This window comes from Amycolatopsis aidingensis (assembly GCF_018885265.1).
GTDB classification, from domain to species: domain Bacteria; phylum Actinomycetota; class Actinomycetes; order Mycobacteriales; family Pseudonocardiaceae; genus Amycolatopsis; species Amycolatopsis aidingensis.
Genome location: NZ_CP076538.1, coordinates 6,218,960 through 6,236,784, shown reverse-complemented (window position 1 = coordinate 6,236,784; position 17,825 = coordinate 6,218,960). Strand labels below are relative to the sequence as shown.

14 protein-coding genes are annotated in these 17,825 nt (G+C 71.1%); 8 read left to right on the top strand and 6 right to left on the bottom strand.

Annotation, left to right across the window (positions count from 1 at the left end; all coding sequences use genetic code 11):
- Positions 1-46 precede the first annotated feature (46 nt).
- The 4 genes from sigK (at position 47) to KOI47_RS28380 (ending at position 3,842) form a co-directional block, all read left to right on the top strand.
- The gene (sigK, locus tag KOI47_RS28395; RefSeq protein ID WP_216209599.1) at positions 47-658 is read left to right on the top strand and encodes an ECF RNA polymerase sigma factor SigK; all 612 of its coding nucleotides are present in this window, start codon (positions 47-49) and stop codon (positions 656-658) included.
- On the top strand, positions 655-1,443 hold the full coding sequence (locus KOI47_RS28390; RefSeq protein ID WP_216217616.1) for an anti-sigma factor: 789 nt from the start codon (positions 655-657) through the stop codon (positions 1,441-1,443). The genes sigK and KOI47_RS28390 overlap by 4 nt, the downstream gene beginning before the upstream one ends.
- Positions 1,444-1,478: 35 nt before the next feature.
- Entirely contained in the window at positions 1,479-3,044 is a 1,566-nt protein-coding gene (locus KOI47_RS28385) for a molybdopterin-dependent oxidoreductase (RefSeq protein ID WP_216209597.1), read from the top strand.
- A 114-nt stretch (positions 3,045-3,158) separates the two neighbouring features.
- A complete protein-coding gene (locus tag KOI47_RS28380; RefSeq protein ID WP_216209595.1) occupies positions 3,159-3,842 on the top strand; it encodes a fasciclin domain-containing protein in 684 nt (227 codons plus the stop codon).
- Between the two features lie 164 nt (positions 3,843-4,006).
- On the opposite strand, the gene KOI47_RS28375 is transcribed toward KOI47_RS28380, so the two are convergent.
- The 4 genes from KOI47_RS28375 to KOI47_RS28360 all read right to left on the bottom strand — a co-directional run bounded on the left by KOI47_RS28375 (position 4,007) and on the right by KOI47_RS28360 (position 9,290).
- A complete protein-coding gene (locus KOI47_RS28375) occupies positions 4,007-4,915 on the bottom strand; it encodes a coiled-coil domain-containing protein (protein ID WP_216209593.1) in 909 nt (302 codons plus the stop codon).
- A gap of 68 nt (positions 4,916-4,983) precedes the next feature.
- Entirely contained in the window at positions 4,984-6,978 is a 1,995-nt protein-coding gene (locus tag KOI47_RS28370) for an SDR family oxidoreductase (protein WP_216209591.1), read from the bottom strand.
- A 36-nt stretch (positions 6,979-7,014) separates the two neighbouring features.
- Positions 7,015-7,782: a class F sortase gene (locus KOI47_RS28365; protein ID WP_232376312.1), complete on the bottom strand. Its 768-nt coding sequence runs from the start codon at positions 7,780-7,782 to the stop codon at positions 7,015-7,017.
- Positions 7,783-7,787: 5 nt separating this feature from the next.
- A complete protein-coding gene (locus KOI47_RS28360) occupies positions 7,788-9,290 on the bottom strand; it encodes an MSCRAMM family protein (RefSeq protein ID WP_216209590.1) in 1,503 nt (500 codons plus the stop codon).
- A gap of 252 nt (positions 9,291-9,542) precedes the next feature.
- Between KOI47_RS28360 and KOI47_RS28355 the strand changes: the two genes are divergently transcribed.
- Both KOI47_RS28355 and KOI47_RS28350 read left to right on the top strand, forming a co-directional pair.
- On the top strand, positions 9,543-10,370 hold the full coding sequence (locus KOI47_RS28355; RefSeq protein WP_216209587.1) for a Bax inhibitor-1/YccA family protein: 828 nt from the start codon (positions 9,543-9,545) through the stop codon (positions 10,368-10,370).
- 177 nt (positions 10,371-10,547) lie between these two features.
- A complete protein-coding gene (locus tag KOI47_RS28350; protein ID WP_216209586.1) occupies positions 10,548-11,333 on the top strand; it encodes an LppU/SCO3897 family protein in 786 nt (261 codons plus the stop codon).
- Positions 11,334-11,402: 69 nt separating this feature from the next.
- On the opposite strand, the gene KOI47_RS28345 is transcribed toward KOI47_RS28350, so the two are convergent.
- Complete coding sequence (locus KOI47_RS28345) at positions 11,403-12,623, bottom strand: acetyl-CoA C-acetyltransferase (protein ID WP_216209584.1); 1,221 nt, start codon at positions 12,621-12,623, stop codon at positions 11,403-11,405.
- A gap of 122 nt (positions 12,624-12,745) precedes the next feature.
- A complete protein-coding gene (locus tag KOI47_RS28340; RefSeq protein ID WP_232376311.1) occupies positions 12,746-14,626 on the bottom strand; it encodes a bifunctional metallophosphatase/5'-nucleotidase in 1,881 nt (626 codons plus the stop codon).
- A 145-nt stretch (positions 14,627-14,771) separates the two neighbouring features.
- On the opposite strand from KOI47_RS28340, the gene KOI47_RS28335 reads away from it, so the two are divergent.
- Complete coding sequence (locus tag KOI47_RS28335) at positions 14,772-16,142, top strand: cystathionine beta-synthase (RefSeq protein WP_216209582.1); 1,371 nt, start codon at positions 14,772-14,774, stop codon at positions 16,140-16,142.
- 112 nt (positions 16,143-16,254) lie between these two features.
- Entirely contained in the window at positions 16,255-17,721 is a 1,467-nt protein-coding gene (locus tag KOI47_RS28330; protein WP_232376310.1) for a DUF4064 domain-containing protein, read from the top strand.
- Positions 17,722-17,825 lie beyond the last annotated feature (104 nt).

Genomic DNA, 17,825 nt, shown 5'->3' with positions numbered 1-17,825 from the left:
TCGAACCGCTGCGCGCAGCGAGTTCCGGTACCACGAGGAGGCGGCGATGCGAGAACCCACCGGCCCGGGTGACGGGCGGGAGGAGTGGGGGCCCGTGCCTGCCGTGGAATCGGCACCCACCGCGGAACAACTGCTCGCCGAGGTGGCCAAGGGCGATGACAGCGCGTTCGACCGGCTCTACGACCTGGTGGCCGGGCCGGTGTTCGGGGTGATCCGGCAGGTACTGCGCGATGCGGCGCAGTCCGAGGAGGTCGCACAGGAGGTGCTGGTCGAGGTCTGGCGGACGGCGACCAGGTACCGGGCGGACCGGGGCAGCGCGATGACCTGGGTGCTGACCCTCGCGCACCGCCGTGCGGTGGACCGGGTCCGCTCGGCCCAGGCTTCCAGCGACCGGGAGAACAGGGTGCACTCCAGGGACACCGGGCGCCCGTTCGACGAGGTCGCCGAGACGGTCGCCTCCCGGCTGGAGCAGCAGCAGGTCCGCAGATGCATGTCCACGCTCACCGAACTGCAACGCGAGTCGGTGGCGCTGACCTACTACCGCGGCTACAGCTGCCGGGAGGCCGCGGAACTGCTCGGCACACCGCTGCCGACGGTGAAGACCAGGCTTCGGGACGGCTTGATCAGGCTGCGGGACTGCCTGGGGGTGGGATCATGAGCACGCATATGAGTGCGCTGACCGGCGCGTACGCCGTGGACGCCCTCACCGGCGAGGAACGGGCCGAGTTCGAGCGGCACCTCGCCGAGTGCGCGGATTGCGCGCGGGAGGTCCGCGAGCTGCGGGCGGCGGCTGGCAAGCTCGGTATGGCGGCGGCGAGCACGCCGCCGGAAGGGCTCAAGCGCCGGGTGCTGGCGGAGATCGCCAGGACCCGCCAGGAACCGCCGGAGACCGGGGAGGAGCCGGAAACCGGTGCCGAGGGCGGGGCCGAGGTGGTGCCGCTGTCCCGCGGGCGGCGCTGGGCCACCCGGTTCGCGGCGGCGGCCGCGGTCGTCGGGCTCGCGCTGGCCGGGACCTTCGGCACCATCGCGTGGCAGAACCAGCAGGAGCTGGAGAGCACGCAGGAACGCATGGCGGGGGCGGCCGCGCGGGGCGCCGAGATGGCGGAGCTGCTGTCCGCCCCGGACGCCCGGCTGATCACCGCATCCGGCGAGGGCGGGCTGACCGCGACGACGGTGGTGTCCGCGCAGCTCGGCAAGGCCATGTTCATGGGAGATGACATCGCCCCGCTGCCGGAGGACCGGACCTACCAGCTGTGGTTCATCAAGTCGGGGCCGGAGTACGTTTCCGCCGGGGTGCTGGAGCGGTCCACGGGCGGGCGGACCACCCCGGTGGTGGCGGCGATCCCGGAGGGCACCGCGGGGATGGGCGTCACCGTGGAGCCCGCGGGTGGCTCGGCGCAGCCCACGACCGACCCGGTGCTGAAAATGACCATGCCCGCCTGACCAAACCAATACTGCTCCGGCTCCGAATAGCGGACATGGGAACCGGAACTCGGGCTATCGCAATCGGCCGGACGGCGGCGGCACTGATCGGAGTGCTCGCCGCCGTCGCGGCACTCGCTGCGGGGCATCTGATCGCGGGGTTACTGGAACCGAACTCCAGCCCGTACCTCGCGGTGGGGAACACCGCGATCGACCTCACGCCGGAACCGGTGAAGGCATTCGCCATCGAGCAGTTCGGCGAGCAGGACAAGCTCGTGCTGCTGCTCGGGATGGGTGTGGTCATCCTGCTGCTGGCAGCGGTGGCCGGGTTGCTCTCCCGCCGGAGTCCGGTGCCCGGCTTGGTCGTCATCGGCGTGTTCGGCGCCGCCGGCACCGCCGCCGCGCTGGCCCGCCCCACGCTCGGCGTGCTCGGTCTGGTAGCCCCTGTTGTCGCGGCGCTCGCCGGTCTGGCCACGTTCTGGTGGCTGCACCACAAGGCGCCGCGGCCCGAGGTCGCCGCTGACGAGGACGCCGATCCGGCGAACTCGTCCGGCGGTTCCGGGCGACGCCGGTTCCTCATCTCCTCCGCGGCGGTGACGGCCGGCGTCGCCGCCTCCGGTGCGGTGGGCCAGCTGCTGATCGGAAACCAGGGTGCGGAACAGTCCCGGCGGGCGATCGGCAGGATCGTCCCCGCGCGGAAGGCGCCGGCGATCCCGGCCGGCGCCGACTTCAGCGGGGCGGGCACCCCGCCGTTCCTCACCCCGAACCCGGACTTCTACCGCGTGGACACCGCGCTCCGGGTACCGCAGCTGCCTGCCGAGGAGTACCGGCTGCGGGTGCACGGCATGGTCGAACGCGAGCTGGTCCTGAGTTACCAGGACCTGCTGAGCAGGCGGCTGGTGGAGAAGACCATCACCATGACCTGTGTTTCCAACCCGGTCGGCGGGCCCTATGTGTCCACATCGAACTTCACCGGGGTGCCGATCAGGGAGATCCTGAACGAGGCGGGGGTGCGACCGGGTGCCGAGCAGGTGTTCAGCACCAGCGTGGACGGCTATACCGCGGGCACCCCGGTCGAGGTGCTGCTGGAGGAGGACCGGGACGCGCTGATCGCGCTGGGCATGAACGGCGAGCCGCTGCCGCTGGAGCACGGCTTCCCGGTCCGGATGGTCACCCCCGGACTGTACGGCTACCTCTCGGCGACAAAGTGGCTGGTGGACCTGGAACTGACCACCTTCGACAAGGTCACCTACTGGGAGGAACGCGGCTGGGCCGAGCGGGCCCCGATCAAGACCCAGTCCCGGATCGACCGGCCCGGTGCCTTCCAGCAGCTGCCCGCTGGGAAGACCACCGCCGCGGGTATCGCCTGGGCCCAGACCACCGGGATCGAGCGGGTCGAGGTCCGGGTCGACAGTGGACCCTGGCAGAAGGCCGAACTGTCCACTCAGGTCGATGCGAACACCTGGCGGATGTGGCGGATCGAGCTCGATCTCGCGCCCGGCGGGCACAACATCGAATGCCGGGCCACGGACCGCTCCGGATACACACAGACGAGTGACCGGGTGCCGCCGATTCCGGACGGCGCCACCGGGTGGCATTCCATCTTCTGCACCGCGCAATAGGCGCGGGCGGGGATCGCCCGATTTTTTCTCCGTTCCGACCAATCCCCGGCGACAGTCGCGCCGAATAACCCATGGAACCGCCGATAACGGCAGCTATCGAGGAGGAACAACCCCATGCACGTTCGTAAGAACCGTCTTGCCGCCACCGGCGCTCTCGCCGCGATGGCGCTGCTGCTCTCCGCATGTGGCGGTGACGATCAGGCGGCCGACTCCGGCTCCGGGCAGGAGACCGAGACCCAGTCCTCGGCCGCGCCGACCAGTGAGACCTCCACCTCGGAGATGGGCAACGGGATGACCACCGCGGACGATGTCTACGGACCCGGTTGTGCGCAGGTCCCGACCGACCCGAACAACGAGGGCTCGGTGCAGGGCATGATCGACGACCCGGTGGGCACCGCGGCCAGCAACAACCCGCTGCTCACCAGCCTCACCAAGGCGGTCAAGACCGCGGGGCTGGTGGACACGTTGAACAAGGCGGACGCCGAGTACACCGTGTTCGCCCCGGCCGACCCGGCGTTCGAAGCGCTTCCGCAGGAGACGCTGAACGCGCTGCTGACCGACGAGTCGAAGAAGCAGCAGCTGACCGACATCCTGACCTACCACGTGGTTCCGAAGCGGATGGACGCTCAGGGCGTGGTCGATGCCGGCTCGCTGGAGACGGTCCAGGGCGGCAGCCTCACCGTCGAGGGCTCCGGCCAGGACTTCACCGTGAACGGGGCGAAGGTGCTGTGCGGCAACGTGCCCACCGCGAACGCCACCGTGTTCGTGATCGACAAGGTGATGATGCCGGAGAGCTGATCCGCTCCCGCGGGAACGGGACGCCCCTACTGCTTCAGGGGCGTCCCGTTTTCGTGCCGGACCGAGCCGCCCAGCGGCGGCGTGAACGTGGCTTTCCGGACGTCAGATGACCCAAAAGTGCCGTTCGCGACATCTGACGTCCCAAAAGTGGCGTTCAGGGCTTTTCAGGAGGGGGAGGGGGCCAGTTCGGTTTCTTCCTCGGGCAGGGGGGTCAGCGCGGGTTCGCCCTCCTTGAGCAGGTCCTGCGCCTTGCGCACGCGCAGGCGGGCCTGCTCCCTGATCTCGGTGAGCCGTTCCACCTGCTCGGTCGCCTCGGTGGTGCGGCGCTCGGCCTCGGCGGTGGCCTCGTCCACCCGCCGCTTGGCCTCCGTGGCCGCCTCGTCCAGCCTGCGCTTCGCCTCGGCGATCGCCTCGGAGATCCGCCGCTCGGCCTGGTTCTTGCTGGCGGTCTGCTGGTCGGCGATGTGCTTTTCCAGTGCCGCCTGCTCCGCGGCCATCTTCGCCTCGAAGTCGCGCTCGATGGCCCTGCGTTTGCGCTCGGCCTCCTGGTCGAGCTGTTCGCGCCTGCGCGCGGCCTCGGTGGTCAGCCGCTCCACCTCGGCCCTGGTCTCCTCCAGTGCGGCCTGGTGCTCGTTGTCCATGGCCTCGGCATGCGACTCCAGCTCGCCGAGCAGCTTCGCGTAGCGCTCGCGCAGCTTCTTCGACGCCTCGCCTGCCTTGGCCCAGTGCTCCTCGGCGGCCGTCTCGGCGCGGGTCACGATCTCCTCGGCCCTGGTGTTCGCCAGTTCCGCGGTGCGCTGCATCCGCTCGTCCAGGTCCTCCAGCCGCTCCGGCGGCTTGAGCAGCTCATCCACCCTGGTACGCAGCTTGGCCAGCTCGCGGCGCGCGTTCTCCAGTTCCCGGGACAGGGTGCTCGCCTGCGCCATCGCCGAATCACGATCGCTCAGCAGCCGTCGTAGCTGATCTTCCAGGTACTCGACGTACTGCCTAACCTGATTACGGTCGAAGCCATGCCACACCTGGTCGAATTCCCGACGCAACGGCATGAGCCCACTGTCTCGCTCGGACGCCATACCCCGACGTTACCCGCGTACCGCGTGTCATTCCCGTCAGGCACAGGTGTAACCGGGCGTGTCGATGATTACCAGTGGAAGCCCCGGGTGAGCCGCGCCAGCGCGCTCGCCGCCCGGGAAAGGTGCCGTTCGCCGCGCCCGATCTTGATCTCACCGGAGCCGCCTGCGGCCGCGGAGTCCGGGAAGATCCGGAAACCCTGGTATGCCACCGCGTCGGTGAGCCCGGGGGTGAGCGCATAGGCGAACTGGATGAGTTGCCCGATCGGGGTACCGATGTGCTTCGGCCGCTCCTTCAGCGCGGTGACCACCATCTGGGCCGCCTGTTCGGGTGATTTCGTCGGGAATGCGTCGTAGAACTTCGTCGGCCGGATCATCGGGGTGCGCACCAGCGGCATATGGATCGTGGTGAAGGTGATCCCGTCGCCGTGGGTCTCGGTGGCGGCGATCCGGGCGAAGTAGTCGAGCGCGGCCTTGGAGGCGACGTAGGCGGAGAACCGCGGGGCGATGCCCTGCACCCCGATCGAGGAGACGTTCACGATGTGCCCGAACTTGCGCTCGGACATATGCGGCAGCAGCGCGAGGATCAGCCGCACCGCACCGAAGTAGTTGATCGCCATCGCCCGCTCGTAGTCATGGAAGCGGTCGTAGGACAGCCTGATCGACCTGCGGATCGAGCGGCCGGCGTTGTTCACCAGCATGTCCACCCGCCCGTGCTCGGTCAGCATGGCCTCGACCGCCTTGCGCACCGAGTCCTCGTCGGTGAGGTCGGCCGGGTACACCGCCGCCTGCCCGCCCGCGGCGGCGATCTCGTCCCGCACCTCCTCCAGCTCGGCCCGCCTGCGCGCGACCAGCAGCGGGACCCCACCCTCGGCCGCCACCGCCAGCGCGGTCGCCCTGCCGATACCGGAGGAGGCCCCGGTGACCACCACGCGGCGGCCGTCCAGCTCGCCCCGTGGGCCGTGCTTGCGGGCGCGGAAGGGGTCGAGATGCTCCCGCCAGTACCGCCACAGCACCGGTGCGTAGTCGGCCAGGCGCGGGACGTCCACCCCCGACCCGGCCAGTGCCCTGCGGGTGGCCGCGGAGGAGAACACCGAGGGGAAGGTCATGGTCTCCAGCAGCACCGGTGGGATGCCGAGTCGCTCCAGCACGGCGTCCCTGGCGATGGTGACCCCGGGAACGTGCTCGGTCAGCCGGAGCAGCCCGGTGATCCCCCTGGACAGCCGCTGGTCCAGCTCCAGGTCGATGGTCGGGGCTCCGGCCGCGCGGGCGAACGCGTTGTACACCTCGGTCACCGGCTGCGGCTCCGGATTGACCAGGTGGAAGGTCCGGCCGTCCAGGCCGTCCCGGCTCGCCAGCTCCACCAGCGCCGCGGCCACGTAGTCCACCGGCACCAGGTTGGTGTCGCCGATATCCGGCCCGACCAGTGGCAGGTTGGGCAGGGCGGTCAGCTTGCCGATGGCGGGGAACAGGTAGTACGGGCCGTCCACCTTGTCCATCTCGCCGGTGGCCGAATGCCCGACCACCACCGCGGGCCGGTACACCCGCCACGGCACCTCATGCTGCTCGCGGACCAGCCGCTCGGCCTCGAACTTGGTGCGGTGGTACGGGGTGATCAGCCGCTGGCCCGCGTCGAACATCTCCTCGGTGAACACGCCGGGGTAGTCCCCGGCCACGGCGACCGAGGACACGTGGTGCAGGCAGCCCGCACCCAGCTCGGCCGCGAGCTCGAGGACGTGCCGGGTGCCCTGCACGTTGGCGGTGATGTTGGCTTCCTCGTCCGCCGTGAGGTCGTAGAGCGCGGCCAGGTGCACCAGGTGGTCGACCGTGCCGCGCAGCTGTGCCCTCGCCTGCTCGTCCAAGCCAAGGTGCGGCTCGGTGAGGTCGCCGGTGAGCAGGGTGACCCGCTCCGGGTGCGGCCAGGCGGCGACCATGGCGGCGAGGCGGTCCCTGGAGGCCGCGCGCACCAGCAGGGTCACCCGCTCGGTGTCCGGCCTGGCCAGCAACAGCTGGGTGACATGCCTGCCGATCAACCCGGTCGCGCCGGTCACCAGATAATGCGCCATACGTGCCATTGTGTCCCACCTCACCTCGCGGCCGGCTCAGGCGGGTTCGGCGATGACCACGCGGTTCTCCGCGTAGCCGGTGGAGCCGCCGATCCAGCGGCCACCGCAGGTCACCAGGACGATCCGGTGCTTGCCGTACTGGCTGAACAGCTCGTCCGCCCGCCGCGGCAGCTCGTTCTTGCCCAGTGTGATCACCTGGGTGATGCGGTAGGTCCAGGTCTTGCCGTCCTCGTCGGACACGGTGACCCGCTCGTGTACCTGGGCGTTCCACAACTCGGCGAACGGGCCCACCTGCCCGCGCCAGTTGACATGGCCGGCGAACAGGCTGGCCCCGCCTGGCGCGCCGAGGCCGACGCCCCACCAGCTGGCCTCGTCCAGGTTCTCCGGGATCGGCAGCACCGCGTTCGGGCCGACGACCTGCTCGCGCACCAGCCGGGCCGTGCCGCCGTCGGGCAGCCGGATGGTCCCTGGCTGCTGCCCAGCCGCCACGGCCGGTGCCGCCGGGGACGCGGGCGCGGCGGCCTGGTCGGGCGCGGCGTCACCGGGTTCCGCTGGCTCCGCCGCCGGGCTGGTGGTCGCGGCGCCGGGCTCCTTCGCATCGTCATCGGCGCCGGTGCCCGCACCGTCAGCCGCCACGGTGGTCACCCCGGCGGCCGGCCGCGCGCTGCCCGCGACGACCTCGGCCGTTGGCAGCGGCGGCAGCACCAGCGCACCCGCCACGGCCAGCTCCACGGCCAGCAGGCTGGCCACGCCGAGCAGGTAGGCGGTGACCAGCCGGTGCCGGTTCGGGGACGTGGGCCGCACGGGTATCAGTTCCGGTTGCCGAACCGCCGCCTGGCCATCCAGCCCACGAGCAGCGATCCGAGCACCGCCAGCGCCCCGAGGCCGGCGAAGGCCCCGGTGGGCAGGCCGGCGATGGTGGCGCTGCTGGTGACGGTGGTCGCGTCGGTGCCTGCCGGGATGGTCTTCGGCACCTCGTTCGGGGCGTTGGCCAGTTCCAGGGTGAGGGTCTGTCCCGGTTCCAGCTTCCCGCAGGCCGCGGGCGGCTCGGCCGGGTTGAAGGCCTGGTCGTACCCGGCAGGCGGGCTCACCTCGACCACGCAGACCTCCTGCGGGGTGCGCAGGTTCTGCACCGTGGCCGTGCCGTCCTCGCCCTCGGTGGTGAGTACAAGCGGCTCGCCGTCCGGGCCGGTGAGCGGCTGGTCGTCCTGCCCGACGGCGGGTGCGGTCCGGTCCGCGGCGGTCAGCCGCAGCCGGGCGCCGGGGAGGCCTGCCCCGCTGTCGGCGTCCTGCTTGGCGACCCGCACCGCCCCCGGCTGGGTGCGGGCGGAGGTCACGCCCTCGGCGGTCAGCTCGCGCTCACCCCCGGTGGACACCACCCGCTGGGTGTCGGCCTGCACCGGCTCGCGCACGTAGGGCCGGTGGGCAGGTGCGGAGAGGGTGGCCACCAGTTTCGGCCGAGGTCCGGTCGGGGTGACCCGCAGCACGGCCTCGCCCTGTTCGTTCGTGGTGACCGTCCGCGTGGTCCCGGCCTCGGCTGAGCCGACCTGCTCCGCCCGCGGTTCGGTTTCGCCGGTTTCGCCCTTGTCCTCCGCCTCGTCTTCGGCCGTGGTCGCGTCGGTGAGCCGCACCGTGATCGGGACGTCCGCGATCCCGGTGTCCTTGGCCCCGCGCACGGTGATGGTCCACTCGGCCGGGGTGCCGATGGTCTGCTCGCCCTCGGCCGGGGTCACCGAGGCCGACCACGGCCCCCGGTTGGCTTCCGCATCGGCCTCCAGCCGTTCCACCGCACGTTGCGCGCCGGCCGGGAGCTCGCCGAACCGGTCCTCCACCGCGTAGCCGATGTCCTCGAAGCTCTTGTTCCGGTTCAGGTCGTCGTGGCCCGGCCGGGGCGCCGCGGTCCAGGAGTGCAGCAGGTGCGCGAGCGCGGCCGCCTCGTCGGGGTCCTTGGTGTCGCCGTAGCGCAGCAGCAGGTAGGAGATGTTCGCCGCATGGTCCTCGGCCAGCGGCTCACCCCATTTGGTCAGCAGCTCGTCGCCCGGCTCGTACTGCTCGTCGGTATCCGGTGCCTTGAGTGCGAAGGAGACGCAGAACACCTGCTCGCCGCCGACGCGGTAGGAGCCTGCCCAGTCGTAGGGTCGATCCCGCCCGCCGTAGGGCTGACCAGGCTCGAGCCGGTGCCCGATCCCCTCCTCGACCTCGGCCGCGGCGGGCTGCGCCATGGTGACAACGGAAAGTGCGCCGAGCAGCGTGGCCACGCCGAGGCCCAGCGCTCTTCGGTACCGGCCGGTCCTGCGTCGGGTGTCACCCATATCGTGCTGACTCCTTGCCGGTTACGATCCGGACACGCCAGGTGAGCTTCACCCGGACGGGCGTAGCAAGGCAATAGGCCAGTGGGCTGATGTGCGGTCGGCGGTCGTCCTGTCCGCCGTGGACCTGGGAGTTCCACGGGGGTGGGCCCGCCCTCTCCCGGTGTGAGTAAAGTTGCCTTTACCGACGGGAACCGGCCGGGACGTGCGGTCGTTCAACCCAGTAGCAAGTGCCAGGAGATCCAGGAGGATCAGGTGCGTACCTCAAGCAACCCTGCTTTCCGCAATCTGCCGACGGGCGGTGCGGCGTACGGCCAGTACGGACCGGCGGTCGGTTTCAACCAACCGCAGGGCGGCGGGCCGGGCTACGGAGCACCGCAGGCTCCCGCCGACTCCGCTGACCGGCCGATGACCGTGGACGACGTGGTGATCAAGACCGGGATGAGTCTCGGTACCGCGTTGATCACCGGGATCGTCACCGCCATCTGGGCGCAGGGCCAGATCGCGGCCGGCAGCTCGGGCGCGGTGTTCGGCGCCGTCATCGGCGGGATGCTGGTCGGCCTCGGGCTGGCCCTGTTCATCACCTTCAAGCAGAAGGCCAGCGGCCCGCTGACCCTGGCCTACTCGGCGGTCGAGGGTGTGTTCCTCGGCGCCATCACCGGCGTGTTCGAACTTCTCTATCCCGGCATCGGCCTGCAGGCCATCGCGGGCACGGCGGGTGTGTTCGCGGTGATGCTGGTGGTCTACAAGACCGGAGCCGTCAAGGTCACGCCGAAGCTGACCAAGTGGATCATCGGCGCGATGGGCGGCGCGCTCATCCTGATGCTGTCCAACCTCGTGCTCGGCATGTTCGGCGTGAACATGGGCCTGCGCGACGGCAGCACGCTGGCGATCATCTTCAGCCTCGTCGTGATCGGTATCGCGGCGTTCAGCTTCCTGCTCGACTTCGACATGGCCGACCGGATGATCCGGGAGGGGATGCCGTCCAAGTGGGCCTGGTTCGCCGCCTTCGGGCTGATGACCACCCTGGTCTGGCTGTACCTCGAGATCCTGCGGCTGCTGTCGTACCTGCAGGGGGAGTAGCCGCTCCTGGCACGACCACGAGGCGCCCGGCCCACCGGCCGGGCGCCTTTGTCGTGTTGCTGCCGTAGGGTGCACGCGCGCATGCCGTCACCCGTTCGTGGGGGTGCCGACGGGATGTTCGGAACGACCGTGTTGGATGTCCGGGTAGCGCACGTGAGATTTCTGTGAGGTTTTTCCGTGAGTGTTCCGCCACCACCCGGTCCGCACGGCCCCTACCCGGGCGGCGAGCAGCCCGGCTATGGCCAGGGGCCGGGGCCGCAGCCCGGACACGGACCACCGCCGGGACCGCCGCCCGGCGGGTACCCCCAGCAGCCCCCGCCCGGGGGCTATCCCCAGCAGCCCGGCTGGCAGCAGCAGCCACCACCCGCGGGGCAGCAGCCCGGCTACGGCGGTTTCCCGCCAGCGCCGCCGCCCCAGTACCCGCAGCAGGTTCCGCAGCAGCCCTCGGGCCGGAACCCGAAGAAGTGGCTGCGGATCGCGGTGCCGATCGTCGTCGCGGTGCTCGTCGGCACCTTCGGGATCCTGCGGTCGATCGGCTCGCCGGAGGAGGCCGAGGCTGGGGACTGCCTCGCCATCGCCGAGTTCTCCGACGACTCCGACGCGGAGACCGTCGAGTGCACGGACCCGTCGGCGAACGTCCAGGTCGCGGTCAAGCTGGACGATGCCGATGGCCAGTGCCCTGGGGAGAACTACGACCAGCTGGTGATGGAGGGCGGAGCCAGTTTCAAGCTCTGCCTGATGCTGCACGTCTCCGAGGGCGAATGCCTGACCAACCTGGACCGCTCCACCACCAAGGGTTACGAGACCGTCCCCTGCGCCGACCCCGCAGCGCAGGCCGAGGTGCTCAAGATCGTCGAAGGTGACCCGGACGCGAAGGACGCCTGCGCACAGGCGGGCGGCGGCGTGCTGGGCTACCCCGAGCCCCCGCGCAGCATCTGCCTGCGGGCCCCGCAGAACGCCTGAGCCCCGCCCCGCCCGCTGTGAGTGGCCCGTTCCCTGCGAAATTCGCAGGGAACGGGCCACTCACAGCGGTCAGCTGAGGCGTTCCAGGACCATGGCCATGCCCTGGCCGCCGCCGACGCACATGGTCTCCAGCCCCCACTGCTTGTCGTGGTGCCGCAGGGAATTGATCAACGTGGAGGTGATCCGGGCCCCGGTCATGCCGAACGGGTGTCCAACCGCGATCGCGCCGCCGTTCACGTTCAGCCGGTCCAGGTCGATGCCGAGGTCCCGGTAGGAAGGGATGACCTGCGCCGCGAACGCCTCGTTGATCTCCACCAGGTCGATGTCGCCGATGGACATCCCGGCCCTGGCCAGCGCCTGCCGGGAGGCCTCCACCGGGCCGTAGCCCATGATCTCAGGGGACAGCCCGGTCACCCCGGTGGACACGATCCGCGCCAGTGGGGTGATCCCGAGCTCCTTCGCCTTGGTGTCGGACATGATCACCAGGGCGGCCGCACCGTCGTTCAGCGGGCAGCAGTTGCCAGCGGTGATCCGGCCGTCCGGGCGGAACACCGGCTTCAGCCCGGCGACGCCCTCCAGTGTGACTCCGGCGCGCGGGCCGTCGTCCTTGGCGACCGTGCTGCCGTCCGGCAGGGTCACCGGGGTGATGTCCTTGGCCCAGAAACCGTCGGCGATGGCCTGCTCGGCGAGGTTCTGCGAGCGCACCCCGAACTCGTCCATCTCCTCCCTGGACACGCCCTTCAACCGGGCCAGGTTCTCCGCGGTCTGGCCCATCGCGATGTAGGCGTCCGGCAGGGCGCCGTTCTCCCTCGGGTCGGTCCAGTCCGCGGCGCCCTCCTCGGCGACCCGCGCCGTGCGGGACTCGGCCTCGGCGAAGACCGGGTTGTGCGTGTCCGGCAGCGAGTCGGAGCTGCCCTTGGCGAAGCGGGACACCGCCTCCACACCCGCGGAGACGAACACGTCCCCCTCGCCTGCCTTGATCGCGTGCAGCGCCATCCGGGTGGTCTGCAGGCTGGAGGAGCAGTACCGGGTGATCGTGGTGCCGGGCAGGTGGTCGTAGCCGAGCAGCACGGCCACGATGCGGCCCATGTTGAAGCCGGACTCACCGCCCGGCAGGCCGCAGCCGAGCATCAGGTCGTCGATCTGGGCCGGATCGAGCTGCGGCACCTTGTCCAGCGCGGCGCGCACCATCTGGACCGTCAGGTCGTCCGGGCGCATTTCCGCCAGTGAGCCTTTGTTGGCCCGCCCGATCGGGGAACGGGCGGCGGACACGATGACGGCTTCGGGCATGGCGGACACTCCTTTGAGCCAGCGCGCTGTGCAGAATTCGCCCTCATACTGCCCGGTAACCGGCCATGGGCAAACCGGAACGCGACGCCCGCCACGCCGGGCGGGCGTCGCGCCGGTACGGTTCAGCCGACCGGCGTGATCCGGCCGGTGCCGCCCACCGGGTACCGCTGCGCGGTGACCAGCCCGTCCAGCCCCTCGGTGAGGTACTCCGAGAGCGCCTGCTGGTAGGTCTTGCCGACCGGGGTGAACTCGGCGTCCCCGAACGGGTAGCCGTCCCCGCCGCGGGCGGAGAAGTCGTTGGTGGCCACCGAGACCGGCGGGCCGTCCAGCACCTCGCCGTCGGCCACCAGCACCGTGCCGTCGTCCAGCACCACCTCCCGCACCCGCTCGCCAGGGGTGACGATGGTGTTGGTGCCCTCGGCAACCTCCTGCGCGGTCCTGCTGGTGTCGTAGCTGAACCTCAGCCCGGAGACCTGCATGAACGCCCCGCTGGCAGCCGGGGACGCGGCCACCCCGCGTTCCAGCAGCTGCCGCAGCGTCTGCCGGGGCACCTCGGGCAGCACCGCGACGAAGTTGGAGAACGGCGCCACCTCGTAGGTGTTCAGCTCGGTGATCTCGCCCGCGGGCAGTGTGGAGTCGTTCCGGATCCCGCCGCCGTTCTGGATGCCCACCTGCGGCGGGGTCACGCCGAACTCCTCGGCCTGCTGCCGCCCGGTCCAGGCCAGCGCGTCCGCCAGCAGGCTGCCCAGGTTGGTCTCCCTGCTGCGCACGTCCGCCCGCACCCCGTTCAGCGGGACCTCGGTGGCCGCCACCGTGGTCTCGGCCATGCCCTCGACGTACTCGGCGACCGGCTTCTCCACCTGTGCGCGTACCGCGGGGTCACCGTGCACGGCGTCCGGACCGACCCCGGAGACCCGGATCGGGCCGGACTGCCGCTCGTCCACCCGCAACACCTCGCCCTTCCAGTTGAAGGTGAGCACCAGCCTGCCGATGTACTTGTAGTCCCCGGTCGTGGTCACCACCGGGATCCGGTCGCCGTCCGCGTCCTCGGCGTACAGCGGGAAGCCGCGCTCCGCGGTGTCCCCCGGAATCAGCCGGTCGTCCTCGTCGGCGAGGATCTCCCCGCCGCCCGCGCCGATCACGGCGTCCACATCGGACAGCTGGGGGACCAGCGCAAGCTCGTTGTCGATGTCCTGCAGGTGGCTGACCAGCAGGATCTTGTCCACGCCGCGCCGGGTGAGCCGGTCGGCCAGCCCGTTCGTGATCTCCGCGAGCTCACCGCTCACCTCGACCTCGCGCGGGCTGGAGATCGCGGGCAGTTCCGGGGTGGTCAGCCCGATCACGCCGATCCGCTGCCCTGAGCTGCGCAGCACCTTGCTGGAGACGATCGTGCCGTCCTCGGTCTTCGCGCGCAGCCGCGGCTCCCCGGAGAAGTCCAGGTTCGCGCTGACGAACGGCAGCTCACCGCCGGTGCTGTCGATGAAGTCGGCGAAGGTGTCCGGGCCGAAGTCGAACTCGTGGTTGCCGATCGCGCTGGCGTCGTAGCCCATCTCCCTGGTGGCGATCCCGTCGTAGAACGGCACCCCGCTCTCCAGGCTGGCCGCGAACTCGGGGCCGGCGAGGAAGTTGTCCCCGCCGGAGAGGGTCAGCTGCCCGCGCCACAGGGCCTGCCCCGGCTTGGGCCACCCGGTGACGGCCTCCCTGCGCGCGTCCGCCAGCACCGTCTTGGCGCGGGACGGGCTGCCGTAGGGCCGCATGCCGCCGTCCACGATCGGGCCCTCGTCGGTGCCGTCCCCCTCGACGCCCAGCAGCGCCGACTCGGTGTCGTTGGTGAACAGCACGTTCAGCGTGAAGATCGGGAACCGGTCGAGGAAGCCGAAGAAACCACCGTGCCCGCCCGCGGTGGCCGGGGCGCCCCCGGAGCTCACCACCAGTACCGCGGTCATCCCGATGGCGACCGTCGCCCGCCGGGCGTACTTACCGAGGACATGTCTTGCACTCACGTGCGCTCCCACCAGCAGACTCACTCGATTGGACTACCTATCGGACGAGGCGCAGCTAACCACAGCAGGCCGGGGGCGACAATCGCGGCGAAATGACCGGTGTGAGGCAGTTCGGTGAACCGGACCGGCGGTTAGGGTGGCACCCGTGGACTACTACGAACACGTCGTTGACCTCGTGGGCGACACCCCGCTGGTCAAGCTGAACTCCCTGACCGAGGGACTCGAACCGCTGATCCTGGCGAAGGTGGAGTACCTCAACCCCGGCGGCAGCGTGAAGGACCGGATCGCGCTGCGCATGGTGGAGGCCGCGGAGGCCGCGGGCGAGCTGCGCCCCGGCGGCACCATCGTCGAGCCGACCTCCGGCAACACCGGGGTCGGCCTGGCCATGGTGGCCCAGCGCAGGGGCTACCGCTGCGTGTTCGTCTGCCCGGACAAGGTCAGCGAGGACAAGCGCAACGCACTGCGGGCCTATGGCGCCGAGGTGGTGGTCTGCCCGACGGCGGTACCGCCGGAGCACGAGGACTCCTACTACAAGGTCTCCGACCGGCTGGTGACCGAGATCGAGGGCGCCTGGAAGCCCAACCAGTACGCCAACGCGGCGAACCCGGCCAGCCACTACGAGTCGACCGGGCCGGAGATCTGGCGGCAGACCGAGGGGCGGATCACGCACTTCGTGGCCGGGGTTGGCACCGGCGGCACCATCTCCGGCACCGGCAGGTACCTCAAGGAGGCCTCGCAGGGGCGGGTGCGGGTCGTCGGGGCCGATCCGGAGGGGTCGGTGTACTCCGGCGGCACCGGACGGCCGTACCTGGTCGAGGGGGTCGGCGAGGACTTCTGGCCGGAGACCTACGACCGGGACATCGCCGACGAGATCATTCCGATCTCCGACTCGGACTCCTTCGACTACACCCGCAGGCTGGCGCGCGAGGAGGGCCTGCTGGTCGGCGGCTCCTGCGGGATGGCCGTGGCCGCCGCGCTGGAACTGGGCGCGCGCTGTGGGCCGGAGGACGTGATCGTGGTGCTGCTGCCGGACGGCGGCCGCGGATACCTGACCAAGGTGTTCAACGACGCCTGGATGTCCTCCTACGGCTTCCTCCCGCCGGACTCCAGCGGCGCCACCCTCGGGGACGTGCTGCGCCGCAAGGACGGCTCGCTGCCCGAGCTGGTGCACACCCACCCGACCGAGACGGTGGCCGAGGCGGTGACCATCCTGCGCGAGTTCGGGGTCAGCCAGATGCCGGTGGTGAACGCGGAACCGCCGGTGATGGCGGCCGAGGTCGTCGGCGCGGTGAACGAGCGGGACCTGCTGGACGCGCTGTTCACCGGGAAGGCGGCACTGGCCGACCGGCTGGACCGGCACATGTCCCCGCCGCTGCCTGCCATCGGCGCGGGTGAGCCGGTCGGCTCGGCGATGAAGGCGCTCAGCGGGGCGGACGGCGCGCTGGTGCTGATGGACGGAAAGCCCGCCGGGGTGGTCACCAGGCAGGACCTGCTGGCCTTCCTCGCCGGGAGGTGAGGTTGTTCATCGTGTGGCCTGCCAGGGGCGTTACGAGCGATCGGGTGACCGATCCGATAGCGTGTCCCCGAGCCATACGTCCAGGTCCTTGTCAAGGGGGTTCAAGACCCACATGAGTGCTCCGCAGCCACCGAACCAACCCTGGGGCGGCGAGCAGCCGTCGCAGGGCCCGCCCAGTGGCCCCCAGCCCCAGCAAGACAGCCCTTTCGGTTCGGCGGAACCGACGAACGTGGTGCAGCCGGGTCAGCAGCCCCAGCAAGGTGACCAGTTCGGTGACACCCCGGAGCCGACCCAGGTGGTGCAGCCGGGTGGCGACCCCGGCGGGCAGCAGCCCGAGTCCGGCGGCGGGGCCGGCCCCGGCGCGGAGTCGACCCAGCTGGTGCCGCCCGGTTCGCAGCCGCCGCCCTCCATCCCCTACGCCCCGCCGCCGAGCGCGGCGGACAACCCGGCCGCGGTGAACCCGCAGGGCGGCTTCGGCCAGCAGCCGGGCCCGTTCGGGCAGCAGCCGGGCCAGCCTGGCGGCTTCGGGCAGCCCGGCCAGCCCGGTCCGTATGGCCAGCCGGGGCAACCCGGTCAGCCCGGGCAGCCTGGCCAGCCCGGTTACCCCGGTCAGCCTGGACAACCCGGCCAGCCGCCCGGTTTCGGACCCCCGCCCGGCCAGCCGGGCTTCGGCGGCCCGCCGCCTTCCCCGTTCGGTGGCCCCGGTGGCCCCGGTGGCGGGAACAACGCGCTCTTCGGCTGGATCGCGGGCGGGGTGACCGCGCTGCTCGGCCTGGTCGCGCTGATCTTCGCCTTCGTCGACCTCGGCGACGTCGGGGACTACGCGGACACGCTCGAGTCAAGTCAGCTGATGAGCGACATCGCCGAGCAGTCCGGCCTGCCCTCCTCGGGAACGCTGTACCTGTACGTCATTTTCGTGCTGGTCGGTGCGCTGGCCGCGCTCGCGGGCGGGGTGCTGATCGGCCTCGCGGGCAAGCTCGGCGGTGTGGTCAAGAAGCTGGCCCCGTTCGTCACGCTCGGCGGCGGCCTGCTGCTCGTCTTGTTCGGCGTCCTGATGATGACCGCCTTCCCCAGCGAGATCACCTACCAGGGGCGGACCCAGTCGGTGGACCAGGAAGCGGGTACGCCTGTGTTGTACCTGATCTTCGGCATCGTGGTGCTCGCCGTCGGCGTCCTCGGGGCGATCCCGGGAACGGCCAAGCTGGTCGGCCTCGGCGCGGGCTCCGGCCCCGGTGGTCCCGGTGGCTTCGGTGGTCCCGGCGGGTTCGGCCAGCAGCCCGGACCGTTCGGCCAGCCAGGGCCGTACGGCCAGCCGGGTCAGCCCGGTCAGCCCGGTCCGCCCCCCGGCTACGGCCCGCCGCCCGGTCAGCCCGGGGGTTACGGCCAGCCCGGTGGCTATGGTCAACCCGGCCAGCCCGGTCAGCCGGGCCAGCCCGGTGGGCCCAACCCGCCCAGCGGCGGCTTCGGTCAGCCCAGCCCGCCCGGTGGCTTCGGCCAGCCCGGCGGGTACGGCCAGCCCGGTCAGCCGGGCCAGTCCGGTGGTTACGGCCAGCCTGGCCAGCCGCCGCAGCAGTGGTGAGACCCTGATTCCAGTAGGTGCCCCGGCCGCTCCGGCCGGGGCACCTTTCTTGTGCAGCGGGCCGAAAACGCCGCCACCGGCGGGCCAGGCACGTTAGGGTGAGC